This window comes from Flavobacterium denitrificans DSM 15936 (assembly GCF_000425445.1).
Taxonomy (GTDB): Bacteria; Bacteroidota; Bacteroidia; order Flavobacteriales; family Flavobacteriaceae; genus Flavobacterium; species Flavobacterium denitrificans.
Genome location: NZ_KE384377.1, coordinates 678,697 through 703,747, shown reverse-complemented (window position 1 = coordinate 703,747; position 25,051 = coordinate 678,697). Strand labels below are relative to the sequence as shown.

General features: G+C 34.7%; 19 protein-coding genes. 7 read left to right on the top strand and 12 right to left on the bottom strand.

Going from position 1 to position 25,051, the window contains the following annotated elements:
* The 3 genes from H600_RS0115020 (at position 1) to H600_RS0115010 (ending at position 4,276) form a co-directional block, all read left to right on the top strand.
* Entirely contained in the window at positions 1–1,461 is a 1,461-nt protein-coding gene (locus tag H600_RS0115020; RefSeq protein ID WP_245176576.1) for a RagB/SusD family nutrient uptake outer membrane protein, read from the top strand.
* Positions 1,448–2,914, top strand: a complete 1,467-nt coding sequence (locus H600_RS0115015; RefSeq protein WP_026729556.1) for a hypothetical protein — start codon at positions 1,448–1,450, stop codon at positions 2,912–2,914. Before H600_RS0115020 ends, H600_RS0115015 begins: the two co-directional genes overlap by 14 nt.
* A 219-nt stretch (positions 2,915–3,133) precedes the next feature.
* Positions 3,134–4,276, top strand: a complete 1,143-nt coding sequence (locus tag H600_RS0115010; protein WP_026729555.1) for a cytochrome-c peroxidase — start codon at positions 3,134–3,136, stop codon at positions 4,274–4,276.
* A 128-nt stretch (positions 4,277–4,404) separates the two neighbouring features.
* On the opposite strand, the gene H600_RS0115005 is transcribed toward H600_RS0115010, so the two are convergent.
* The 5 genes from H600_RS0115005 to H600_RS0114980 all read right to left on the bottom strand — a co-directional run bounded on the left by H600_RS0115005 (position 4,405) and on the right by H600_RS0114980 (position 12,978).
* Entirely contained in the window at positions 4,405–6,405 is a 2,001-nt protein-coding gene (locus tag H600_RS0115005; protein WP_026729554.1) for a heavy metal translocating P-type ATPase, read from the bottom strand.
* A 332-nt stretch (positions 6,406–6,737) separates the two neighbouring features.
* A complete protein-coding gene (locus H600_RS0114995; protein WP_026729553.1) occupies positions 6,738–8,006 on the bottom strand; it encodes an efflux RND transporter periplasmic adaptor subunit in 1,269 nt (422 codons plus the stop codon).
* A gap of 2 nt (positions 8,007–8,008) precedes the next feature.
* The gene (locus H600_RS0114990) at positions 8,009–9,250 is read right to left on the bottom strand and encodes a TolC family protein (protein WP_026729552.1); all 1,242 of its coding nucleotides are present in this window, start codon (positions 9,248–9,250) and stop codon (positions 8,009–8,011) included.
* Between the two features lie 173 nt (positions 9,251–9,423).
* Positions 9,424–12,546, bottom strand: coding sequence for an efflux RND transporter permease subunit (locus H600_RS0114985; RefSeq protein ID WP_026729551.1), 3,123 nt, complete (start codon positions 12,544–12,546; stop codon positions 9,424–9,426).
* 108 nt (positions 12,547–12,654) lie between these two features.
* The gene (locus H600_RS0114980) at positions 12,655–12,978 is read right to left on the bottom strand and encodes a DUF6660 family protein (RefSeq protein WP_026729550.1); all 324 of its coding nucleotides are present in this window, start codon (positions 12,976–12,978) and stop codon (positions 12,655–12,657) included.
* A gap of 304 nt (positions 12,979–13,282) precedes the next feature.
* Here H600_RS0114980 and H600_RS0114975 point away from each other — a divergent pair, with 304 nt between their 5' ends.
* A complete protein-coding gene (locus H600_RS0114975; RefSeq protein ID WP_026729549.1) occupies positions 13,283–14,404 on the top strand; it encodes a hypothetical protein in 1,122 nt (373 codons plus the stop codon).
* A gap of 12 nt (positions 14,405–14,416) precedes the next feature.
* Positions 14,417–15,187: a porin family protein gene (locus H600_RS0114970; protein WP_026729548.1), complete on the top strand. Its 771-nt coding sequence runs from the start codon at positions 14,417–14,419 to the stop codon at positions 15,185–15,187.
* A gap of 1 nt (position 15,188) precedes the next feature.
* Here H600_RS0114970 and H600_RS0114965 read toward each other — a convergent pair whose 3' ends face one another.
* From H600_RS0114965 to H600_RS0114945, 5 genes are all read right to left on the bottom strand, one after another.
* Positions 15,189–15,776, bottom strand: a complete 588-nt coding sequence (locus H600_RS0114965) for a chemotaxis protein CheB (protein ID WP_026729547.1) — start codon at positions 15,774–15,776, stop codon at positions 15,189–15,191.
* Entirely contained in the window at positions 15,758–16,567 is an 810-nt protein-coding gene (locus H600_RS0114960; RefSeq protein WP_026729546.1) for a CheR family methyltransferase, read from the bottom strand. The genes H600_RS0114965 and H600_RS0114960 overlap by 19 nt, the downstream gene beginning before the upstream one ends.
* A 7-nt stretch (positions 16,568–16,574) precedes the next feature.
* The gene (locus tag H600_RS0114955) at positions 16,575–16,940 is read right to left on the bottom strand and encodes a response regulator (protein ID WP_026729545.1); all 366 of its coding nucleotides are present in this window, start codon (positions 16,938–16,940) and stop codon (positions 16,575–16,577) included.
* Positions 16,941–17,004: 64 nt separating this feature from the next.
* Positions 17,005–20,574, bottom strand: a complete 3,570-nt coding sequence (locus H600_RS0114950; RefSeq protein WP_026729544.1) for a response regulator — start codon at positions 20,572–20,574, stop codon at positions 17,005–17,007.
* Positions 20,575–20,590: 16 nt separating this feature from the next.
* Positions 20,591–21,805: a hybrid sensor histidine kinase/response regulator gene (locus H600_RS0114945; protein WP_026729543.1), complete on the bottom strand. Its 1,215-nt coding sequence runs from the start codon at positions 21,803–21,805 to the stop codon at positions 20,591–20,593.
* Positions 21,806–22,102: 297 nt separating this feature from the next.
* Here H600_RS0114945 and H600_RS0114935 point away from each other — a divergent pair, with 297 nt between their 5' ends.
* Positions 22,103–22,948, top strand: a complete 846-nt coding sequence (locus H600_RS0114935; RefSeq protein ID WP_026729542.1) for an SDR family oxidoreductase — start codon at positions 22,103–22,105, stop codon at positions 22,946–22,948.
* A gap of 139 nt (positions 22,949–23,087) precedes the next feature.
* Positions 23,088–23,348, top strand: coding sequence for a SemiSWEET family sugar transporter (locus H600_RS0114930; RefSeq protein ID WP_026729541.1), 261 nt, complete (start codon positions 23,088–23,090; stop codon positions 23,346–23,348).
* Between the two features lie 164 nt (positions 23,349–23,512).
* Here the strand turns inward: H600_RS0114930 and H600_RS0114925 are convergent, their stop codons facing one another.
* Together H600_RS0114925 and H600_RS0114920 are read right to left on the bottom strand one after the other, a co-directional pair.
* Entirely contained in the window at positions 23,513–24,307 is a 795-nt protein-coding gene (locus H600_RS0114925; protein ID WP_026729540.1) for a hypothetical protein, read from the bottom strand.
* A 357-nt stretch (positions 24,308–24,664) separates the two neighbouring features.
* Positions 24,665–25,003 carry a hypothetical protein gene (locus tag H600_RS0114920; protein ID WP_026729539.1) on the bottom strand — a complete coding sequence of 113 codons (339 nt, stop codon included), beginning with the start codon at positions 25,001–25,003 and terminating at the stop codon, positions 24,665–24,667.
* Positions 25,004–25,051: the final 48 nt, after the last annotated feature.

Sequence of the window (25,051 nt, the reverse complement as noted above, 5' to 3'; positions counted from 1 at the left end):
ATGAAATACTCAAAATACATTACAATACTTTTGCTGTTTTTATCATTACAAAGCTGTAGTGATTTTTTGGAACAGGAGCCTGGAACACAAACTTCTATAGATGAACTTTTGCAAAATAAACAAGGAGTTTTAACAGCACTAAGCGGTCTTTATACTGAAGTGGAAGCCAATTTAAGAGGCGAGCGTTTTGCTGTTTATGCTGATTTGCAAGGGGGTAATTTAAAATTCACACCTATTTCTTCGGGTTCAAATCGCGGTCGAATTGATCCTTCTACAAATACGCAAAAAGTATATTCTTTTGAAGACATTGCATTAACAAGCGATTTTAAAATGTTTTATGATGATGCTTATTCTATTATCAATCAAGCTAATCTGATTTTAGAATATACTCCTGCCTTAAAAGATGCTACAGAAGCAGAAAAAAATCAGATTATTGCTGAGGCTACAACGATCAGGGCTTATACACATTTTCTTGTATCATTGCTCTACAGCCAAAATTACAATTACACAACCGATGCATCGCATTTAGGAATCATTTACAATACAAATTCAATAAAATCTGGAATACAATATCCAGCCCGAGAAACTGCAAAACGTACCTACGAATTAATCATAGCTGATTTGAAAAAGGCAATCGAAAAGTATTCTGACAGTTCGCTTCTTTCTGGTCCATCGTATTCGTTTTTTAGTAGAAACAGTGCAAAAGCATTGCTTGCGAGAGTATATTTTCAAAAAAATGATTGGGCAAATGCTTATCAAACGGCAAATGATGTTATTACTACCTCTGGAGTAACTCTGATGCCAAAAGAAAATTTGGTTGCAGAATGGGAAAAAACAGATCTTCCTGTATCAGAAATCTTATTGGAATTTTCAGTTCATAAAGATTCCGAAGGGTTAGTTGGAGGATCAATGTCACAAAGTTTTGGTTATACATCGGCGACAAGTTTTCAGAAATATGTGGCTTCAAACGATCTTCTGAATTTATACGAAAGCACTGATTTAAGAAAACAACTGTTTCTTGAAAGACCTCTTTCTACTTTGGTAAATGGCGTATTGACGAATGTAAATTATAGCTTTACGAAGAAATTTCAAGATAATCCTGGCTACGTAGCTTTTCGATTAAGCGAAATGTATTTAATACGTGCCGAAGCGGCTTTAGGAAATAACCGATCTGATCTTGCTTTGGCTGATTTAAACACCATTCGTGCTCGTGCCAATGCAACTTTAGCAACAAATACTTCCAATCTTAAAGAAGAAATTCTTTTAGAACGCAGAAAAGAACTTTGTTTTGAAGGACATCTTTTCTTTGATTTGGTTCGAAATCATAAAGATATTTCACGTAATGATGGCTGTATTTCGACCAACTGCAGCATAAAATATCCTTCTTTAAAATTTGTATTACCAATACCAACCTACAATACTAATCTTAACCCTAACTTAAAACAAAATGAATCTTATTAAGACATTTGCTATTTTAATTATAGCTTCGCTGACAGCTTCTTGTTCAAAAGACGATTATAAATTGGGTTCTGATATTGATCCATATGTACGATTTAATTTTTTGGTAAAAAGCGATAATACGCCTTTAGAATATCCCGCTATAAATGGTAATCTTATACCTCAATCCATCTATACCAACAGTGCGATCCGAACTTTAAAAGTACCTGTCGCCTTAACAGCACGTTCCTTAAAAGATGCTGTATCTGTTCATTTTTCTGCTGTTTCATCAACAGGAAACACTAGCTATTTTATCATAAATCCGGTAAATGAATTAAAATTTCAAGGAGCAAAATTAACTGATACTATTTCCATTTCTTTTAATAAAAGATGGACCGAAAATCAAGATATTACCTTGAAACTAGAAACAGTTTCTGATCCCTCTATCCACATAGGAAATTTAAATACAGAACATGTAGACGATACTTTCAAAATTGAATTGGCCGCAATTTCGACTAATTATACGTTTCCTGTAAATACATTTTCGATTAAAGGTGAAGTTGGAGAAAAATTTGACTTTGTTGTCAATTTTCCGAATGGCTATTTCCTTTCTGAATTAGAGAATCTTGAAATCTTTGAGTTTCAAAACGGTTTTGAATATTCTTTGACGCATGATGCTTTTGAGATCAACAAAAATTCAGTGACCTATCATTTTACCCTTTTAGAAGATTTACAGAATGATGACGTTCTTTTTCAGAGCAAAATCGACTTGGTAAGCACTAGCAATTACCGAGCAACAGGAAATACCAGCTTGACAATTGAAAAACCTATTAAAACACCGAGAGACAATCAGACGAATCCGGCTTCAAAATTTACTGATCCAACAAATGCTTTTTATTTGACCTATGGCGAGCACTGGTTTGACAGAAGCGGTACTTGTGCATGGCAGACTTTCAACGCTTTGACTTTTCCTGTCGTTGTAACAAAAGACCATCCAAATGCAATCCTTTACAGTGATAAAGGAACTACAAATCCGAATGATGATGTTTACCATGATGCGTTCAAAATTGGATTTAATGTGGCAAGCGGAACTAATACTGTCAATTCTTTTGGTTTGAAAAGATGGTTTTCTAACGAAAGTGGTTCTGCGTCAGTTTCTCCTGGATTCAATATTACCTCAGCTTTAGAATTTTTCCCTGAAAACGGAAACAGCAAAACGCAAGGAACTGTTTTGGTAATTCCACAGAATCTAACTATCGGAAAAGATAAAGACAATACCTATCAAATTGCTATTTCAGGCGAAGGAACCTATAAAGAAATCAGTGCTGGTTTGTTTGAAATTTCTTTTGAATTAAAGCTAACCAACAACAAACTTTTCGGCGGAACGGTTTCTACACAATACAGAATGTACAACAACAGAACGTATCCAAAACCGGCGGCGCTGAGTATTGCTTGTCCTAAGGAAGTTGATTTGTAGAGGTCAATTTAGTCGCAGTCGCAGTCACAGTTTACAGTCGCAGTTTACAGTCAAAGCTAACATTCGTGACGACAAGCTTTGTAAAAGTTTTAAATTTTGACAAAGCTTTTGAACATAAAGTACATTAAGTTAAATACTGAGACTGAGACTGAGACTGAGACTAAGACTGAGACTGAAAAAAGCTAAAAAACAAGAAAAACAAGAAAAACAAAAATAAAATTGAAAAAACTAATAATACCTCTCCTATTCCTCCTGAGCTTGACAGCTTATAAAAGTGTGGAAAATCCTGATTATATCGATATTCAAGAATTACGAAAATTGTATTCTAGTGGAGATGCTTCAAAATGGCCTAAGGCAGAATTACATGAAAATATCGACAAAACTAAATTTCAAGATATTGGCGTGTTGCCAGCGGTTCCATATCCTGCTTATAATCCATATTCGAAGGAAAAAGAGAGTTTGGGAAAAATTTTGTTTTTTGATCCGAGATTGTCTCGCAGTGGCCAAATTGCCTGCGCTTCCTGCCACAATCCAGAATTAGGATGGACAGATAATTTAACGCGTTCCTTTGGTCATGATCGTCAGACGGGAAAACGCAATTCGATGGCGATTTTAAACTCGGCTTATGCCACATCTTTGTTTTGGGATGGACGGGCGAAGAGTCTAGAAGATCAGGCGCAGTTTCCTGTTTCAGATCCTTTAGAAATGAATGAAAAACTGACGATTGCTGTTGATAAGATTGCGAAGATAAAAGGTTATAATTCCCTATTTATTTCAGCTTTTGGAGATAAAAAAGTGACTTTAGAACGTATTCAATATGCGATTGCAACTTTCGAAAGGTCAATTAACAGTCCAAAAAGTAAGTTTGACCAATTTGTAAGCGGCAAATCAGATATTTATACCGATCAGCAAGTCAAAGGAATGCATTTGTTTAGAACCAAAGCGCAATGCATTAATTGTCATAATACACCCTATTTCAGTGACAATCAGTTTCATAATGATGGTCAAACTTTATTCGGAACCAAAAATGAAGATTTTGGTCGTTATAATGTGACAAAAGAGGTAAAAGACATTGGCAAATTCAGAACGCCGACGCTTCGTGAAGTTGCAAATACAAAACCTTGGATGCATCACGGGCATTTTCCATCACTTTTAGATGTTGTGGAATTGTACAATTTAGGAAATCCTTCTCCGGTTCAAAAAAAATATTTAGGAACTGCAAGAGACTCTCTTATTCAGAAAGCAGATCCTATGCTTCGAAAATTAGATTTAAGCAAAGAAGAAATAAGTGATTTATTAGCTTTTATTGAAACTTTAAGCACGCCAACAAGAAGAATTATGACTCCAGAAATGCCAAAATAATGAAATGGAAAAATTTGTGAATGTGCCCTAAAGTTCACAAATTTTATAGCCTGTTTCAACAAAACGAAACAGGCTTTTTATTTAACGACATAAATATGGAAGGCTATTATTAATTCGCTAGAACAGCCTTAGAACTTCATCTTCTGAATTCGGACTGCATTCAAAATCGCTAATAAAGCTACGCCAACATCAGCAAAAACGGCTTCCCACATTGTCGCAAGTCCACCCGCACCAAGTATTAGCACAAAAGCTTTTACTACAAAAGCTAACGTAATATTCTGCCAAACAATTTTTTTGGTTTGTTTCCCAATGTTGATTGCCATAGCAATTTTGCTTGGTTTATCATCCTGAATCACGACATCGGCAGTTTCAATTGCAGCATCGCTTCCTAAACCTCCCATTGCAATTCCTACGGTACTTAAAGCAATTACAGGAGCATCGTTTACCCCATCGCCTACAAAGGCAATCGTTTCGTTTTCGGCTTTAATTTCGTTGACTTTATTGACTTTATCTTCTGGAAGCAAATCTCCAAAAGCTTTTGTGATTCCGAGTTTATTGGCTACAAACTGAACCACATTCGATTTATCACCACTCAGCATTGTCAATTTTACGCCTAAAGATTTTAGTTTAGAAACCGTTTCTTGAGCATCTTCTTTTATTTCATCGGCAATAGTGAAATAGCCAGCAAATTTACCTTCGTAAGCAATTGCAATTGTCGTATAAACTATAGAAGACGGATCAATATCATACGAAATGCCGAATTTATCCAGCAATTTAAAATTCCCCACATACAATTCTTTTTCGTTATAAGAAGCCTTTAAACCATGCCCTGAAATTTCCTCAATATTTTTCAATTCTACCGAAGAATCAACGGATCCAACATGATTGTGAATAGCAGTTGCAACAGGATGCGTACTTCGGTTTTCTAAAGCATTTACCAGTTTTAAAATTTCATCTTTATCATACTCAGGTTTAATGATTACTTCCTGAACTTTAAAAACACCTTCGGTCATGGTTCCCGTTTTGTCTACCACGACATTTTGAATCGTTGAAATACTATCCAAGAAATTACTTCCTTTAAACAAGATTCCGTTTCTACTTGCTGCTCCGATTCCACCAAAATACCCAAGCGGAATACTGATAACCAACGCACAAGGACAAGAAATAACCAAAAAAACTAAAGCTCTATACAGCCAGTCACTAAATATGTAATTGTTTACAAAAACTATTGGAACCAAACAAATTGCAATGGCTAAATACACCACAATTGGCGTATAAATTTTAGCAAACTTTCTAATAAATAATTCAGCAGGCGCTTTTTTGGTAGTAGCATTTTGTACTAATTCCAGAATTTTAGACAATTTACTATCACTGTAAGCTGTTGTTACTTTCACTTCTATAAGTGTATTTCCGTTTATCATTCCTGCCAAAACAGTTTCTCCTTTCTTTTTTGTGGCTGGTTTGCTTTCACCTGTTAAAGCTGCAGTATTTACAAAAGCTGAGTCTGATAATAATTCGCCATCCAAGCCTAGTTTTTCGCCAGCCTTAAGCTGAATAATAGCACCAATCTTAACATCTTTTGCTTTGACTCTTACACCAACATTATTTTCTAAAACAGTAACCTCATCTGGACGTTGATCCAACAGGCTTTTAATGCTTGTTTTTGCTCTATTCACTGCCATTCCTTGAAAAGTTTCACCAATCGTATAAAACAGCATTACGGCAACACCTTCGGGATATTCGCCAATAGCAAACGCACCAATCGTTGCAATGCACATGAGAAAAAATTCAGAGAAAATATCCCCTTTGGCAATGCTTTCATAAGCTTCTCGCAAAACCGGAAGCCCAACCGGAAGATAGGCAATTACATACCAAGCAATTCTAACATATCCTGTGAACCAATTTTGCTGAAAATAATTATCAAATCCAATTCCGATAATCAATAAAATAAAAGAAATTATTGATGGCAGAAACAGTTTAAAAAGACCAACTTCTGCACTTTGTTCGTGATCGTGATCTCCATGATCGTGACCATTATTGTGGGAATTCGCAGGTTCGTCATGTGAACAGCAACAGGAAGGCTTGGGTTTGCTTTTTGTATTTTTTATTTCTTTATCTTGATGTATCATTATAGAGTTTCAAATTTCAAGTTTCAAGTTTTGGACTCTCAAAACTTTATTTTAATAATGTCCTAAATTTAAGCAATTTGCGGTAAAGTTTATTGCCACAAAAACACTAAGTCTCTAAGTTTTTTTTAAAAGTCTGATTGAGTTAATCTCGCAAATACGCCAAGTCGCAGATTTTATTTCTCCATTGCCTCCAGCTGAAGCTGGAGGCAATTCAAATTAAATCTGCGAAATCTGCATGAAACAAAAAAACTTTGCGTCTTTGCGTCTTTGCGAGCAAATTTCAATCCAGCATAAAATAATTTTGCGCCTTAGTGCCTTTGTGGCAAAACCTACTAATGAGTATGCTCTCCTCCGCCTTTCATTGCTGAAAGCAGATAAAATGCACCTTTTGTCACAATTTTAGCATTGGCTGAAATGTCATTTACAAACTTAACTTCAGTAAAACCTAAATCGGTTGTTCCTGGAATTACTTCAATGGCTTTAAAATGCAATTCCTCTTCATGGGCATCTTCTTTTTTTCCTTCTGCATGCTCGTGTTTTTCTGCTGCTTGACCATCTTCCTGTACAAACACAAAATATTTATCCGCATTTTTAACTACAGCATCTTTTGGCAAAGCCGGAACTGTAGCACTCGTAATATTAATATTTGCCGAAACGTACATTCCCGGAATCAAGCCTTTTGCATCAGCTGGGTCGATTTTAGCATGAACGGCAACAGTTTTGCTTTCGTTGGAAAATGATTTGTTGATTCCGAAAATCTTTCCTTTAATTGATTTATTCGATTGATTTGTCAATACAAAATCGATAACCTGTCCAACTGAAATTGAACCTAAATCTTTCTCATAAACATTCAAATCCAAATGCATCTGGCTATTATCAACCACTTCAAAAAGCGAAATCCCTGTATTGGCAAAAGCACCTTTCGCAATATTAATTTTTCCAACATAACCATTTATTGGCGAAACAATTGGCACTATCGTTGTCGTTCCTTTTGTATTGACATGCAAAGCATCGAGTTTGTTTTTTGCTCCCTGCGCACGTGCTCTTTCAGCCGCTAATTTTGCTTTTACTTCTTGAAAAGTTTTCCTCGGATTCACATTTTCATCGCTCAAAGTTTTCTGGCGATTATATTCCAACTGCAAATATTCTACATTAGCTGTAGCAGAATGATAATCTTCTTGCATTTCAATTACTTCAAGATTCTGAATTGTCGCTAACACTTTTCCTTTGTTTACAAATGTCCCTTCTAAAACAAAAATGTCTTTTACCGTTCCGCCAATTAAAGTCGAAACCTCAGCAGAATTTTGTGGTGGCACTGTTGTATAGCCATTTGCCTTGATGATTTTATTCAGATTTCGGTCTTCAATAATTCCGGTTTCAATTCCGACTGTTTTGTATTGAGAAGCAGTTAGAGCTACTTCTGTCGTCGATTTTTCTTCTTCCTGAGGTTCTTCGGTTTTCTTTTCATTGCAAGAGCTTAACATTCCGCCACAGATCATTAGCAGTAAGCTATAAGCAATCCATCTTTGCGAACTTTGCGTGAATACTTTGCTCCCGATAGCTATCGGGATTGCGGTTAAACTTTTAAATATACTTTTCATTTTTAATTGTTTTTGATGGTTGGAAATTGAAGTTCGATGACACTTTGATTATAGCTGTGCGTAGCCTCTGCAAATTGTTTTTTAATATCAATTGCCTGATTTAAAAAACTGATATACGACCAATAGCTCATATCGCCATTGGCGTAACTTTTTTGTGCAGTTTCAATAATCTGATTGGCATATAGCGAGCCTTCGTTTTGAAAATAAGCCAAGTTTTTTTGCTGTTTTTCGAAATTGTTTTTTAATTCTTCTCGTTGTAAATTGAGCATCATTTTATTTTTATCCAAAGCCAATTGCGACTGCGAAATGCTGATTTCTGCAGCTTTGGCTTTCGTCGTATTTACACCACCAAACAACGGAATTTGCAATCCTGCGGTAAAACCTTGAAATAAAGATTCAGTATTGATGGTTTGCGCAAAATATCCTAAACCAACTTTTGGAGTTCTCAAAGCTTTGAATGTCCCTGCTTCTTTTTGATAAACCGAAATTTGCTGTTGATAGAAATCAGTCATCAAAATCTCCGCTTTTGTGTTTTCTTGATTTTCTACGAATGCATATTGCAATGCCGTATTTTGGTCAGGAACAACATTTTCATCTGTTTGAATGAAAAATTGTAATTGTTTCTGATAAATTGCCAAATCATATTCTAATTGCGCTTTCTGCGTTTCAATTTCTTTAACTTTTGCCTTAGCGCTGATTACTTCTATATTGCCACTTTCTCCTGTTTTAAACCGCAACTCGGCATTCTTTAGGAATTTCGTATAAATCTCATTCAATTCTGAATTTAGTTTTTGAATCGAAACGCCATACAAATATTGATAATAAGCTAAGGTAACAGCTTTTTCAATTTCATAAAAAGATAATGCTTTTCGCTTTTCTGCCAATTTTGCCAATTCTTCCTGCAATTGTCGGTTAGCTTTTGTGATATTTCCTAATGGAAAAAATTGCTGCACCGAAACATTATGATCATAATCGGCACTATTGAACTGACCGCCTTGATATTGAAACTGAAGCGGATCTGGCTGAAAAGCGGCTTTTTTGAGAACGGTTTGTTTTTCGATTTCTTTATCGGCAATTTTTAAGTCGATGTTGTTTGATTTTGCCAATTCTATTGCTTTTTCTAAGCTGATAGTTTGCTGTGCAAATGTTGCCGTACTTGCCAATAGGAAGATGCTTAACCGCAATCCCGATAGCCATCGGGAGCAAAGCTCTTTTAATTGATTTTTATATTTTGAATTTTTCATTTTTATAATTTTTGTTTCACGTTCGCGATAGCTATCGGGATTAAACAGATTTAAGCTGATAGACACAGATTAATATCAATCAAAATTAAATCTGCTTTAATCTGCAGAATCTGCGTGAAAAATCTTTTTTACATTCAGCAGTAAATTATCTAATTAACCAATTTTCTCATTTACTAATTATCCTTGCGGTTAAATCCACGCTCCAGCAGTAAGTACAAAATAGGCAGAACGATTAAGGTTAATAGCGTTGCTGAGATTAATCCGCCGATTACTACCGTTGCTAAAGGCTTCTGTACCTCTGCTCCGCCGCTTGTGGATAATGCCATTGGAAGAAATCCTAATGAAGCCACCGCTGCGGTCATTAAAACAGGACGCAAACGTGTTTTGGTTCCGATCAAGATTCGTTGAAACGGATCTGAAATCCCTTCTGTTTTTAATTGGTTGAAATACGAAATAAGTACAATTCCGTTTAAAACAGCAATTCCGAACAAGGCAATAAAACCTATTCCGGCAGAAATACTAAATGGCATTCCCCTTAATGATAAAGCAAAAACACCACCTATTGCCGATAGCGGAATCGCACTAAAAATCAGCACGGCTTGTTTGACACTTTTGAAAGTGAAGTACAGCAAGACTAAAATCAATCCCAATGCTATTGGCAAGGCAACTGAAAGCCTTTTTGACGCTTCAATCAAATTTTCAAATTGTCCTCCATAGGTGACGTAATAACCTACAGGAAGCTTAAAACTCTTATCTAGCTTTTCCTGAATTTCCTCGACAACACTTTTAATGTCTCTACCTCTCACATTTAATCCTACAGTTATTCTTCGTTTTCCGTCTTCGCGAATGACCTGCACAGGACCTTGCTCATATTCAACCGAAGCGACTTGAGAAAGAGGTACTTGTTGGCCATTTGGAAGTGGAATAAACAAATTGCTTACATCAGTTATATCACCTCTATTATCTTCATTCATTCGGACAACAACATCGAATCTTTTGCTTTCTTCGTAAATTTTTCCAGCACTTTCGCCAGCAAACGACGAGCGAATAATTTGATTGATATCAGAAATGTTTAATCCATAAAGTGCAATTTTATTATAATCGTATTTAATCGTAATTTGTGGCAAACCTGTGACTTTATCCGCTTTAAGATCACCAATTCCTTCAATACTTTTTATTTTAGAGATTAGTTCTGTTGCTTTTGCATCTAGAATTTCTAAATCATCGCCAAAAATTTTAATAGCAATATCAGATCGGCTTCCGGTCATTAATTCATTAAAACGCATTTGGATGGGTTGCGAAATTTCAATATTGGCTCCTGGAATCACTTCCATTTCTTCTTTCATCGCATTAGCCAAGTCTTCCCAATTACGGTATTTGCCTTTCCATTCTTTTTTGTCTTTCAAAACAATAATCAAATCTCCACTTTCAAGTGGCATTGGATCTGTCGGAATTTCACCACTTCCTATTTTGGTTACGATAGTTTTGATCTCTGGGAATTTGGCTTTTAAAATCTGTTCATATTTGGTGGCAGTTTCAACCATCTGCGTAAGCGAGCTTCCGGTCATGATTGTGGCGTTTATTGCCAAATCGCCTTCCTCGATTGTTGGGATAAATTCGCCACCCATGTTTTGAAAAATGATAAATGCAAAAGCAAACAATCCAATAGCTACAGAAAGCACTACTTTTTTGAACGCCAAAGCCTTATTTAATAAAGGCGTATAACGAGCTTCTAACCATGCAATCATTCTATCACTAAAGTTATCTTTGTGTTCTGTTTTTTTTGAAAGAAACAAAGCGCTCATCATCGGGATATACGTCAGGGAAAGTAAAAAAGCTCCAATAATTGCAAAACCAACTGTCATTGCCATTGGTTTGAACATTTTTCCTTCGGTTCCAATTAAAGCCAAAATCGGCAGGTAAACAATCAAAATAATAATTTCGCCAAAAGCCGCACTATTTCTGATTTTTGATGCTGAATTATAAACTTCGTCATCCATTTCTTGCTGAGAAAGTTCTTTTTTGAATTTGAGTTTTTGCAAATGATGCATAGTTGCTTCAACAATAATTACGGCTCCGTCGACTATAATTCCGAAATCTATGGCACCAAGACTCATTAGGTTCCCGCTTACGCCAAAAGCATTCATCAAAATAACTGCAAACAACATCGCAAGCGGAATAACCGAAGCAACAATTAAACCCGCACGAAGATTTCCTAAGAACAGAATCAATACAAAAATCACGATTAGAGCTCCTTCCAATAAATTCTTGGTAACCGTTTTTATAGAATTATCGACTAATTTTCCTCTGTCGATAAAAGCCTCGGCAACAACTCCCTCAGGAAGACTTTTATTAATTTGAATCATTTTTTCATGGATTCGGTTAACAACCGCACTGGAGTTTTCACCTTTCAGCATTAAAACCAAACCAGAAACGATTTCGCCTTTTCCATCTTTGGTTGAAGCACCATATCGCAATGCAACGCCTTCGCGAACTTGGGCAATGTCTCGTACTAAAACAGGCGAACCATTTCGATTCTTGACAACTACATTCCCTAAATCCTTTATGCCTTTTGCCATTCCGACACCTCGAATAAAATAGGCATATTGATCTTTTTCAATATAAGCACCGCCTGTATTTTGATTGTTTTTTTGTAATGCCTCAAAAATCTCAGTAATTGTGACACCTAAACTGTTTAGAGTATTTGGGTTTACTGCGATTTCATATTGCTTTAATTTTCCGCCCCATGTACTAACTTCGGCCACACCTTTAATACTTTGCAGTTGCGGAATGATGATCCAATCCTGAATAGTTCTTAATTCGATTGCACTGTACTTGTTTTCATAACCTTTTTTGGCGTAAACATCATATTGATAAATCTCGCCTAAACCGGTTGAAATCGGCGCCAATTCAGGTGAACCTACATAATCTGGTATATTTTCTTCGGCCTGTTTTAAACGTTGAAAAATCTGTTCTCTAGCCCAATAAATATCAACGCCTTCTTCAAAAACAACCGTAACAACAGACAAGCCAAAACGTGAAATACTCCGTAGCTCAATTACATTCGGGACTGTTTTTACAGCGCGTTCTAACGGATATGTGATTAATTGCTCCACTTCTTGACTGGCTAAAGTGGGCGCAGTAGTGATAATTTGTACCTGATTATTGGTAACATCAGGCAAGGCGTCAAGTGGCAATTCTTTAAGTGAATAGCTTCCCCAAGCAATTAAAACAAGGGTAAATAACAGTATAAAGAATTTGTTCTTTATACTGAACTGTATAATTTTATCTAACATTTGAATATATAATGATGTGAGAAATGAGGCAAATTACTGCCTTATCAATCTGTGGAATGCCCACAAAACTCTAACCCAAATTCCGAAACATCGGAATGGGCACAATCATTATGCTATTTGAGGGGGTTGCCAAATACTTCCGTAGAAATCAGAAGCAAAAACAGAATTATAACTTGGCAAGGGAATCGAAATTAAATTATGAACTGTCACAAATTCAAAAACAGCAACCGTTTGATAGCTCAAAACCTGTGCCCCGCAGCAGTTGCAAGCACAAAATGGAGAACATAAATCATTGTCTTTGTCATGAGAATGATTTGTTTCAGAAGAAAATTGAGCTGTTTTATGCATAGCACTATTTACTTCCATATCTGCACAAGGCATATTTGAAAGTGCCATCAAGTAAATTGACAATAGTACTGTAATCCATTTCATACTGTAAAAATACTATTTATTTTTCAAAAGAATAAATAACTGATAATGACAAATGTAAAAAAAAACAATTCGATGTAAGCGTCACTAAAATTATTTTTAGCTTAATTAACACTTTCTAGAAAAATATTGCTTGCAGTAAGAAAATTTCGTTAACTTTAACATAAATTAACATCTATAAAAGCCTAATTTATATCCCAAAAAAGACTTTATATAAGCAGATTCAATAAAAAGATTACCGTACATACATTAGTTTATATTTATTTTTTCGCAGTTCAATTAATTAATTTTAAAAACACTCTTATCAATGAAATGTAATACACTAATATCAGCCTTTTTATTATTATTTAGCATGCAAATTTTCGGGCAAGTTTATACCGATAAAATTGTAGGAAAAAAAAATGAAGACTTAAAAGACAGCCTTAAAGTCGAAAAATATCCCTACGCTTTGCCAATTTGGGGAGAAAAAGTTGCCCAAAAAGGATATAAGCTTCCTTATTCTGCAGGAGTCTCTGTAAACTGGTTTTGGCAAGAATCTGAAATTGTTATAAATGATTTGAATATTGGTTTTAATCATGGCCCACAATATAATTTAGATGAAATTGTACGATTCGACAAATCTACTGTCGAGGCAAGTGCGTTGACAATTCGTCCTGATATCTGGTTGCTTCCTTTTTTAAATATTTATGGAATTTTTGGAAAAGCCAATACTTCTACTAAAATTAATGCTGGGATTTGGGTTCCAGATGCCGATAACAACTGGTCTGAAGTTGCTAATTTCAGTACACAAGCAAATTTTAACGCTACCACTTTTGGTATTGGTATGACCCCAACAATTGGTATTGGCGGTGGCTGGCTGGCTCTTGATATGAATATGGCTTGGACTGATATTAGCTCGCTTGATAAGCCTGCATTTTCTTATGTTTTCGGTCCGAGATTAGGAAAAACCTTTAAATTCAATAAACCAGAGCAAAATATAGCGGTTTGGGTTGGAGGTTTCAGGGTTCATATTTCTGGAGACACTAATGGAGATTTGCCTTTGTCTGATTTTATTGATCTAAGCACTGCTCAAGCTAAAGTGGACAGTGGCCTTCAAAAAGTATCAGATAACCAAACAAAAGTAGATAACTGGTGGGACAGCTTAAGCCCCGCAGAACAAAAAAATCCGGTTAATATAGCCAAACACAATACGGCTGACAGAGCCTTAGATAGAGCAGGAACTTTTCTGGCAACTCTAGACGGAGCATTAAGCACAGCTGAAAATTCTTCTGTGCAATATTCACTGCAAAAGAGACCAAAAGACATGTGGAATTTTATTATTGGATCTCAATACCAATTTAATAAACATTTTATGTTTCGTGCAGAATGTGGTTTTCTAGGAACCCGTACACAAGTTCTAGGAAGTCTTCAATATCGTTTTGGACTGTAATTGATTCCTTATATGAAAAAAAACATATTCATTGTCATCACTTTCTTTTGCATTTCATCGGCGCGATCACAAGTTTTGATTTCCTTGATTTTTGGAGACAAGCTTAACTCTGAGTTTCTTGAATTTGGTCTAGAAGGCGGTGTCAATTTCTCTACGATTTCAAATATGGAGTCCTCTGCAACCAATCCTGGTTTTAATCTTGGTTTTTATTTTGATCTTCGCTCAAAAAAAAATCCAGCCTGGATGATCAATACGGGAGTTATTGTAAAATCACCAATGGGAGCGCAAAGTATTCCTGTTTATTCTTTAAATGATGAAAATCTAGACAATACTTTTGCCAACGGAACTGTAAACCGTGAAATACGCTATTTTAATGTTCCTATTTTGATTAAATATCAATTTAAAAACAATATTTATGTAAAAGCAGGGCCTCAGTTTGGTTTATTGGCAAAAGCTTTTGATGAATTTAAAAATGAAATTGACAAAGACGACATCGTTTACAAAAAGAATATCCGCGATCAAATTCATGTCATTGATGCTGGACTTGCCGCAGGTCTTGGTTATCATTTGAATGTTGGAAACGGCCTTAACTTCACTGTTCAATATTATTATGGTTTAGTGACGGTGATGAAAGGCGATGGTCCAAATAATCAATTCAATAGATCGTGGTACATTACTGCTGGAATACCTATTGGAAAGGGAAAAGCAGCACAAAGAAGAGCAAAAGAAGAAGCTGATTTAAACAAAATTATTCTTCCTGAAGACGAAAAACCAAAAAACTAAATTATTCCATATTTATAGACGCAATAAAGTGGAGAATTTCCTGAATATTTAAAATGTAATCAGGATTTGAATACAAGATAGCGTTGTTAGGCATAAAAGGCATTTCTGCAGAAAGCGGATTTTGTGCCACAGTAATGCCACCCGCTTCTTTAATGGCACGGAGACCGACGGTTCCGTCCGAATTTGAACCTGACAATAATATTCCGATTAAGGAAGAACCATAAACTTCTGCCGCTGATTCAAAAGAAACATCAATACTGGGACGGCTGTAGTTTATTTTTTCTGAAGTATCTAAAGCTAGAATGCCATCTTTCTCAAACAATAAATGATAATTTGATGGCGCGATGTAAATAAAGCCTGGCAACAACGGCACTTTGTCCTCAACTGATTTTACTTTTATATTTGATTTCAGCGTAATTAAATCCTCTAAAGTCTGGTCATCAGTACTTTTTCTATGAAGGACAATCACAAGCGCAAAATCATTAATTTTTATTAATTCAGGCAAAATCTGCATCAAAGCATTCAAGCTTCCTGCTGACCCTCCTATAATTACTACTTTACAATTTGATGTTATTTTAATTTCCTCCATATTTTATCTTTATCCAATTGTTTATATTTTCCTGGAGCAATAGAATATTTTATGGTTTCTTTTGTGCCGAGTGCCAGAAAACCTAGTACAGCTAGGCTTTCGTCAAATAAATTGATTACGCGTTTTTGCAGATCAGCGTCAAAATAGATTAAAACATTTCGGCACAAAATCAAGTCAAATTCATTAAAAGAAGTATCTGAAACAAGATTGTGTTGAGAAAAAACCATCTTTTCGGCTAATTCTCCATTGAATTTTGCTATACCATAGTTGGCAGTATAATAGCTCGAAAAATCTTCCTGACCACCAGCATCTCGATAATTTTGAGAATACTCTTTCATCATTCGGAGCGGGAAAATTCCTTTTTTGGCCGTTTCCAAAACTGTTGCATTTATATCTGTTGCATAAATCAACGATTTATGAAGCAAACCAGCTTCTTTTAGCATAATTGCCATAGAATAGACTTCTTCGCCAGTAGAACAGCCGGCGTGCCATAATCTTATAAAAGGTTTTGTTCCGAGTAAAGGCAAAATCTGATTTCGCAGAACGTTATAAAATGCCGGGTCACGAAACATTTCGGTGACATTGACCGTAATTTCATCGACCATTCTTTTATAATATTCTGGATCAGAACGAACTTTTGAAAGAAATTCGGGAAAATTGGTAAAGCCATCCAATTGAAAAACCCTGTTCACACGCCTTTTTAAAGAAGCTCTAGAATAACTCCCAAAATCAAAACCATAATATTCGTAGACTTCATTGATAAGTATTTCTAATTCAATATCCTCAATCATATTCCATTCAAATTTTGCTTAAAACAAGCAGTAACTTATCAACATCAACTGGTTTTGAGATATAATCATCAGCTCCAGCCTCTAAACATTTTTCCTTATCGCCTTTCATAGCCTGCGCTGTTACAGCAACAACAAAAGTTGATTCACGTGACGGAATCGCTTTTATCAATGGAATAGCCTCATAACCATCCATTTCAGGCATCATCATATCGATTAAAACAGCATCAATCTGTTCATCTGAATCTAGTAATTTCAACGCTTCTTCAGCACTTAAACAAGACAAACAATCAAATGATTTAGCGCGTAAAGTGTTTTCTAATGCAAATATATTTCTAGAATCATCATCTATAATCAAAAGTCTTTTTTTACTCATTTGATATACTTTATTAAACCTAACAAATTTTAATAGGTCAGGTTTTTATTGAAATCATTATTTTTTAAACCTTATCATAAAGCCACACGCGCAATAATGATAATAGTTGATCAACATCTACTGGTTTTGTAATATAATCAGACGCTCCGGCCTTGATGCATTTTTCTCTATCTCCAGTCATTGCTTTAGCAGTTACGGCAATTAGAGGCAGATTCAAGAATTTAGGATTTGTTCTAATTTTCTCGGCTGTTTCATATCCGTCCATGTTTGGCATCATCATATCTAATAAAACAATATCAGTATCAGGGTTTTCATTCAAAATCTTGATTGCTTCATTTCCATCAAAAGCCGTAATAATATTCATCTTGAAAACTTCTAATGCTTTTGTCAGCGAATAAATATTTCTCACATCGTCATCAACGATCAATACTTTTTTCTCGTGCAGAATGTTGTTTAGTAAATTTAGCTTTTTATGTCCTTCATTTTTATTTTTTCCTTCTTTTTTATCTTCTACCAAATGCAAGAAAAGTGAAACCTCATCTAACATTCTTTGGTAAGAATGTGCTGTTTTTACAATAATAGAATCGGCATATTTCTTAATCTTGACTTCTTCTTTAAGCGACAAGCTTTTTCCTGTGAAAACAATCACTGGAAGTTTTTCTAATCCCGGATTTTTTTTCACGCCATCCAGAATTTCATAGGCTTGCTTGTCTGGAATTCCCATATCTAGGATTACGCAGTCAACTTCTTTTTTATTCAATGCCTGGATACCCGCAGAAACTTCACTTTTTATCTCAGAATTGATATTATAGGTTTCCAAGAAAAACGCTAATGCTTTTGCGTGTTTCGGATTGTCTTCAATAATCAAAACTTTTTGCGCTTCTTTATTAATAATATGTTCAATGCGCAAAAACACATCTGGAATTTTGTCAAAAGCTACCGGTTTATCTAGAAAATCTACGGCTCCTTTTAACAAACTCTCTTGTTTCAATTTGTGCGAAGACATAATATGAACTGGAATATGTTTGGTTTCCAGATTGTTTTTCAATTCTTCCAAAACTTCCCAACCACTTTTTACAGGAAGTTCAATATCAAGCAAAATTCCGACTGGTTTATACAGCAATGCAAAGTTTAATGCATAGTCGCCTCGCACAGAGACAACTCCTTTATATCCTTTTTTATGCGTAAAAGTCAAAAGTGATTTGGCAAAATTGACATCATCTTCTATAATTAAAATTACTTTATCACCTTCCTTGATCAAGGATCTGTCGTCGTCAATTTCATCAGGAATTATCGGACTTATATATTTTTTTGAAGCAACTGGCTCTGGTTGAGGCTCTATTTCTTCAAAATCTGTTGGCGGTATTTTTTCTGCATTTACTTTGTTGTAAGCAGCGCCAAATACCGGAAGGCATAACGTAAACGAACTTCCTTCATTGACTTTACTGTGAAGCACGATTTCTCCTTTTAACAATTTTGCCAATTCCCTGCTTATTGACAATCCCAAACCTGTTCCTCCATATTTTCTTTTTGTTGAACCGTCTGCTTGTTGGAAAGCTTCAAAAACAAGAGGTTGTTTCTCCAAAGGAATTCCGATTCCGGTATCTTTTACAATGAAACAAATGATTTTGTCATCATCTGTATCGACTTTGATTTCGACACTTACTTTTCCTTTTTCAGTAAATTTGATGGCGTTTGAAATAAGGTTTTTCAGAATTTGCTCCAAACGCATTTTGTCTGTTTTGATTACAATCGGCGCTTCTTTCGAAATAATTTCAAATTCGATTCCTTTTTCTTTCGCAACTAGATTAAATAAATTCCAAAGCGTGTCGGTAATTTCTTTTGTCGAAACATCAAGAAATTCCAATTCCATTTTTCCAGCTTCGATTTTTGATAAATCCAGAATTTCATCAATCAATCCTAACAAGCTATTTCCAGAACTCTGAATTACTTTTGCAAATTCAACTTCTTCATTATTCATGCTTTTATTATTATTCTCAGATAATAATCGGCTTAAAAGCAAAATAGAATTTAAAGGTGTTCTTAATTCATGCGACATATTCGCTAAAAACTCTGATTTATATCGAGTTGTAAGTTCTAAAGCCTCTGATTTTTTCTGAATTTCATTGTTTTTTTCTTCCAATAAAACACTTCTTTCAGACAATTCTTCATTGGTTTGTTCCAATTCTTCTTGCTGTACTCTTAATTCTTCTTCAGAAGCTTGCAGTTTTTCTGTCTGCGCTTCCAATTCAGCATTTATCGCTTCAAGCTCAGTATGTTGTTGCTGTAATTCTTCAGATTGTGCTTTCGTTTCTTCCAGCAATTCCATTACTCTTCTTCTGTTTTGAGTTGATCGGATTGCAATTCCAATATTATTTGCAATTATTTTCAAAAACTCCAAATGCAAGTCTGAAAATCCATAAATGCTTGCCAATTCAATAGCTCCTTCAATTTTATTATCTAATAATGGCAATGCAATAATATGTGTTGGCTTGATTTGGCCTAAAGCATAATTAATCTGAATATCATCTGGAGTCAAAGTTTTCAATTCTAACAGTTTTTTAGAATTGATTGCTTGCCCAATTAAACCTTCGCCTTTTTTGATTCGCTCCCTGTTTTTGCTTGGAATATAACTATATCCGCCAACGGCCAAAAGTTCTTCACCATCAACAACATATAGCACTCCTGCATTACTATTGGTATAGTTGCATAAAAACTCTATTATATCTTTTGCCAATTTCTCCAATGCTTTATCTCCCAGCATGGCATTATTTAATTCGGCAACACCTGTTTGTAGCCATTCTTTTTGTGATAACAAATCGAAAGAATTTTTCAGATTGAAACCCATTGTATTCAATGATTCGCCTACGCTTCCAAGCGCATCTGCTTTTTTATCGTCTACACGAATATCATAATTTCCGTTTGAGATATTAGTAGCAATCGTACTGATTGCTTCGATTCTTTGAGCCGTTTCAATGTCTTTTTTCTCCAATTCATTTTGCAATAGGGTACGCTCATTGTAATCCTTTAAAATTCGGATCAAGAAAACAATTGAAATTATAAAAGCAATAAAAAAGGCCACGACAATCAATATTAAACTATAAGTGCCATAGCGTTCTGAATTAGCCGAACGTTCTGCTAGTAGTTTTTGTTCTGTGTTCTCAATTCTTTTAGTAAGCGCACGCATTTCATTCATCATATGCCTGCCTACGTTTAGATCAAATACAAGTGTTTCTTTATCCAAACGTTTCTTAACTATCTGATTATTTAAGTATTTAAAAAAATTAACTCGCATTTTTCTGAGCTCGCCTAATTGTTTTTGTTGAAAAGAATTATCAATTGTAAGCTCGTCGAGTTTTTCAAAATAAATATTTGATTTTGCTTCAGCATCATTATATCGCTCTGTAAACTGCTCATCACCAGTAATAAGATAACCACGCATACTAGTTTGCGCTTCTATAATAATTGAAGAACCCTCATTCAAATTATAAATAACTTCTTGTGTATGGTTTACCCAAAAATTACTATTCAGCAAACTTTTAATGCTGATAAATGATGCTACAGAACTAATAGTTAGTACTAACAATGATACTAAAGAACTGATTAACAGATTTTTCTTAAAGTTATTCTTCATAGATATAAATTGTATTTTACTCGTATTTTAAAGGCAGTACAATAATAAAACTTGCCCCCTTTCCTACCTGACTTTTTGCTGTGATTAACCCGTTGTGTTTTTCGATGATTTTTTTAGCAATCGCCAATCCGATTCCTGTTCCTTCGTAAGTCTGACGGTCATTCAAACTTTGGAAAATAATGAATATTCGATCCAAATAAATTTCGTCAAAACCAATTCCGTTATCTTTTACAATAATGCGGCAATACTTTCCATCCGGAGAAGTTGGACTATCAAATGATTTATCAGCAATCAATTCGGAAGTAATTTCGATTAAAGGCGGTTCGTTTGCACCCGAGAATTTAATTGCATTTCCAATCAAATTTTGAAAAACCTGTCGCAACTGGCTTGGAATACTGTCTATTGTAGGAAGTTCAGAAGTTTTTACTGTTGCATTTTTTCGGTCAATCAAATAATCAAAATCCGAAAGTACTTCTTGCAAAACCACATTAAGATCTGTAGTTTCAGGTTTTACCTGCGCTGATAATCTAGAATAAGCCAAGAGATCTGTAATCAAAGTCTGCATCCTTTCAGCTGATTTAATTGTTCGATCAACATAATCAATTGCTTTTGCGTCTGTAGTCAAATAAAGATCTTTAATGATTTTTATAAAGATTTGAATTTTTCGTATTGGTTCGTTCAAATCATGCGAAACCACCCATGCAAATTGTTGCAGTTCGTGGTTTTTCATTTCTAATTCTTCATTTTTCAAAACCAATTCCTTGGTTCTTTCGGCAATTTTGATTTCAAGATTATCTTGCGCTTCTTTTCTTATTTTTATTTCTTTTGAAAGAAGGTCTTTAATTCCTTTTAATTCATTTTGCTGTTCGTAAATTTTGATGAATGTTTTAACCTTCAGCATCAGCAAATCTGTGTCTACTGGTTTTGTAATATATTCCACAGCGCCAGTTTCATAACCTTTAAAAATATATTTTTTTTCAATATTAAGGGCTGAAAGAAATATAACAGGGATATCTTTTGTACGCTTATTTCCTGAAAGGATTTTTACTACTTCAAAGCCATCAAGTCCTGGCATTTGAACATCCATAATAATGAGGCAGTAATTTGTTTTTAAAATTTTCCTCAGCGCTTCTTCCCCAGATTCAGCAGTATCGACATCAATATTATGCAGCTCTAATGTTTTTTTTAAGGCAATAATATTTGCCTTTATATCGTCTACAATTAATACCATGCTATTTGGGAGTAAAAGCGTTAAATTAATTAATATGGTTTGGGTCTTAAAAAAAGTCTTTGTACAAAAGCATTTAAAACATCTGATCCTATTTTAAACAGTAACTGCACAAACGTTCAAATTTATAAAGAAAAGTTAAAAAACCATTTCATCACAAATCAAATTCGTTACATAATTCCCATGTTTCAACATAAAAAGTCCAGAATTTTTTTTTGAGATAATCTTAAAATTATTTCAGTTAAAGCAGTTATTAAAAACGAATTAAATTAGAAACAAATTGCTTTAAATGAAATAATTATGGAAAAGAGAAAAACATTTCCTGAACAAAAACAAGAACTTCCTGGAAACGAATATTTAATGCGTCCGGAACCTGAAATTATTCGCGAGAACTATGCTGGAAGCGGTAAACTTATAGGCAAAGTTGCTTTTATAACGGGAGGCGACAGCGGTATAGGCCGCAGTGTGGCAGTTCATTTTGCCAGAGAAGGCGCTAATATTGCCATTGTATATTTGAAAGAAGATAAAGACGCACTAGCGACAAAAGAATTAATTGAAAAAGAAGGACAGCAATGCCTCTTAATAAGCGGAGATCTGAAAGATGAAAAATTTTGCAAAAGCGCAGTAAAAAAATGTATCGCCACATTCAAAAAAATAAATGTTTTGGTCAATAATGCAGCAGTTCAATTCCCAAAAAATGAATTAGAGAAAATTACTGCCGCACAACTTCGCACGACTTTTGAAACGAATATTTATCCGTATTTCTATATAACAAAAGCGGTTTTGCCACAGCTGAACGAAAACGACACTATTATCAACACCAGCTCTGTAACGGCATATCGAGGCAGTGAGCATTTGGCCGATTATGCGAGTACAAAAGGTGCGATTGTCAGTTTTACAAAATCATTATCGACGATGCTTGCCAAGCGAAAGATTAGAGTTAACGGCGTTGCGCCTGGCCCCATTTGGACGCCTTTGATTGTAGCAAGTTTTGACAAGCTTTCAGATTTCGGAAAGGACAATCCGATGGGGAGAGCTGGACAGCCATCTGAAGTTGCTCCTGCTTATGTATTTCTTGCCTGTGAAGACAGCAGTTACATTACTGGCCAGTTTATTCATATTAATGGTGGTGAAATGGTGGGATGACACACCGTAAAACCTTTTTTATGCCCTCTCGAGCGAAATTGAAGGATCGGAGTATTTAATATAAATTATCTTGATTGGCGTGCGCTATCCTTCAACTTCGCTCAGCAAGAGGTTAATCAAATCAAAAAAACAGGGAACTATGAATTTCATAGACATCATCGGACTTTTTGCGGGGGCTTGTATCACTTTTTCGACAATTCCGCAGATTTTAAAAGTTTGGAAAACTAAAAAAGTAAAAGATATTTCACTTAAAACTTTCGGCATTCTCACTTTTGGAATCTTGATTTGGATTATTTACGGAATTTTAAAAAATGATCTTCCCATAATAATCACCAACAGTATTTCTCTTTGCCTTAATTTACTAATGGTATATTTTATAATTTACTATGAAAAAGAGTGATCCAAGTTTCTGAGATGCTAAGATTCTAAGCTAAAAAAACTTAGCGTCTTCGAATCTCAAAATCTTATCATCTTAAAAAAAAACTCTGAGATACTAGGTTTAAAAAACTCAGAATCTCAGAATCTCAGTGCCTTAGAATCTTAAGACAAAATATATGTTGCTTATCAGCTAGCTAATTTTTGGTTGTAAAGTTTAAATGACCAATGATGTTTGGCTCTGAAAAGTTTGACAGACGCAAGTGCATCTGAAAAAATCACAGTCGAAATCCTTTTGATTTCATTAATCTGTTTTACTGCGATATCAACAATAGGGTCAAATGTTTTTAAGTAATTAAAATCATGCTGTTCTACTTCAATTTCCACAATATGGTTCAAAATGCTTTTTTTAAGAATCGTTCCAACAATACCTTTTTCTGGCATTGTTTTGAATTGCTGGATTTTTTGCGAAATTTTTGTATTCTCTTTTCCGATGTAAATATAGTTTCCAGAATCATTTGTAAAATTTTGCTTCACTCGTGAAACTAATGTTGCATTTTTGTTTTCAACCGTTGGCATTCCTAATAAAGTAAACTGAATACGTTTGTGGCTTTCGAAATACAAAACACTATTAATTACAGACGAATTATTTAAAACAGCTGACTGATTTTTTCTCAAAATTTTCTTTTCTCCATTTACTCCAAAACTGTGGCTCACATTTCCGTTTTCACAATAAACAAAAAACACCGGCGCCGACTGAAATGCTTCAATGCTCAAACTTACATCTTGATGAAATACTAAATCAAAATGCATAAACAAAATCTTATCATCAAAACGAGTTCCTTTGATAGAGCCTTTTGTCCATTTTGATTGAATATCTAAATTATATTCATTGTTTTTGGCGCTCAACTTGCCATCAAAACTATCTTTAAGATCATTAAAAACAGTATCAAATTCGCCATTATTTAAGTAAAGTTTTTTCATTTTAGTTTGATTTTTTTATAGAAGCAATTACTATCTGTTAGTCTTAAAAAAATGAGTCATTTGTTTTCTCATTTTGTATAAGCCAAATTTCGTACTAATTGCAAATCAAACCCTTATACAATTTCAGTCAGATATTTCATAATTTTTATTTGAAAGTGACAAAGCAACAAAGCGACATAGTGACAATGTTCTCTTCTAAAATAATTAATTTAGAAAATGGAATAATAGGCTAGTAAAAAAAACTTTGCAACTCTGTCACTTTGTAACTTTGCAACTCTAAAAAGAAAAAACAGCTGCCCCGGATTTAATCCGGAACAACTGCTCCTCAGCAAAATAAAAATACCTATTTATTTTCTCTTATGTAAGTTCGCTGATATCGGCGTTTTTAGAGTAATTCTTTTTCGGAATTTCTTTAAAAAACTCGGCTTCATCCAAATCAGCCATCGGACCGTATCCTAATAAATGTGTTCCTTTTATGTGGTCTTTTGTTTCAATAACATACAATATAGACATATCGTCTGGATTGCTCATGCCCTCATATCTGTGATGCGCTACAATATAAATTTCATCTGGTTGGTACGCATATTTTGAATCAGTATCAATCAAACAGCCATTGTCAAATAAAAAATTTGCGATGTAGCCTTCATCCTGATATTTCTGTATATAGTCGGTTTCGTGTTTTTGTTCTTTTTTCATGATTTAAAATTTGAATACAATTTCAACAATCTGTGTAAGTCAAATTTC

Excerpts from the sequence above, each read along its gene's own strand:
- H600_RS0115020 (WP_245176576.1), top strand. The coding sequence starts at position 1 with ATGAAATACTCAAAATACATTACAATACTTTTGCTGTTTTTATCATTA.
- H600_RS0115015 (WP_026729556.1), top strand. The coding sequence starts at position 1,448 with ATGAATCTTATTAAGACATTTGCTATTTTAATTATAGCTTCGCTGACA.
- H600_RS0115005 (WP_026729554.1), bottom strand. The coding sequence starts at position 6,405 with ATGATACATCAAGATAAAGAAATAAAAAATACAAAAAGCAAACCCAAG.
- H600_RS0114995 (WP_026729553.1), bottom strand. The coding sequence starts at position 8,006 with ATGAAAAGTATATTTAAAAGTTTAACCGCAATCCCGATAGCTATCGGG.
- H600_RS0114990 (WP_026729552.1), bottom strand. The coding sequence starts at position 9,250 with ATGAAAAATTCAAAATATAAAAATCAATTAAAAGAGCTTTGCTCCCGA.
- H600_RS0114985 (WP_026729551.1), bottom strand. The coding sequence starts at position 12,546 with ATGTTAGATAAAATTATACAGTTCAGTATAAAGAACAAATTCTTTATA.
- H600_RS0114980 (WP_026729550.1), bottom strand. The coding sequence starts at position 12,978 with ATGAAATGGATTACAGTACTATTGTCAATTTACTTGATGGCACTTTCA.
- H600_RS0114975 (WP_026729549.1), top strand. The coding sequence starts at position 13,283 with ATGAAATGTAATACACTAATATCAGCCTTTTTATTATTATTTAGCATG.
- H600_RS0114970 (WP_026729548.1), top strand. The coding sequence starts at position 14,417 with ATGAAAAAAAACATATTCATTGTCATCACTTTCTTTTGCATTTCATCG.
- H600_RS0114965 (WP_026729547.1), bottom strand. The coding sequence starts at position 15,776 with ATGGAGGAAATTAAAATAACATCAAATTGTAAAGTAGTAATTATAGGA.
- H600_RS0114960 (WP_026729546.1), bottom strand. The coding sequence starts at position 16,567 with ATGATTGAGGATATTGAATTAGAAATACTTATCAATGAAGTCTACGAA.
- H600_RS0114955 (WP_026729545.1), bottom strand. The coding sequence starts at position 16,940 with ATGAGTAAAAAAAGACTTTTGATTATAGATGATGATTCTAGAAATATA.
- H600_RS0114950 (WP_026729544.1), bottom strand. The coding sequence starts at position 20,574 with ATGAAGAATAACTTTAAGAAAAATCTGTTAATCAGTTCTTTAGTATCA.
- H600_RS0114945 (WP_026729543.1), bottom strand. The coding sequence starts at position 21,805 with ATGGTATTAATTGTAGACGATATAAAGGCAAATATTATTGCCTTAAAA.
- H600_RS0114935 (WP_026729542.1), top strand. The coding sequence starts at position 22,103 with ATGGAAAAGAGAAAAACATTTCCTGAACAAAAACAAGAACTTCCTGGA.
- H600_RS0114930 (WP_026729541.1), top strand. The coding sequence starts at position 23,088 with ATGAATTTCATAGACATCATCGGACTTTTTGCGGGGGCTTGTATCACT.
- H600_RS0114925 (WP_026729540.1), bottom strand. The coding sequence starts at position 24,307 with ATGAAAAAACTTTACTTAAATAATGGCGAATTTGATACTGTTTTTAAT.
- H600_RS0114920 (WP_026729539.1), bottom strand. The coding sequence starts at position 25,003 with ATGAAAAAAGAACAAAAACACGAAACCGACTATATACAGAAATATCAG.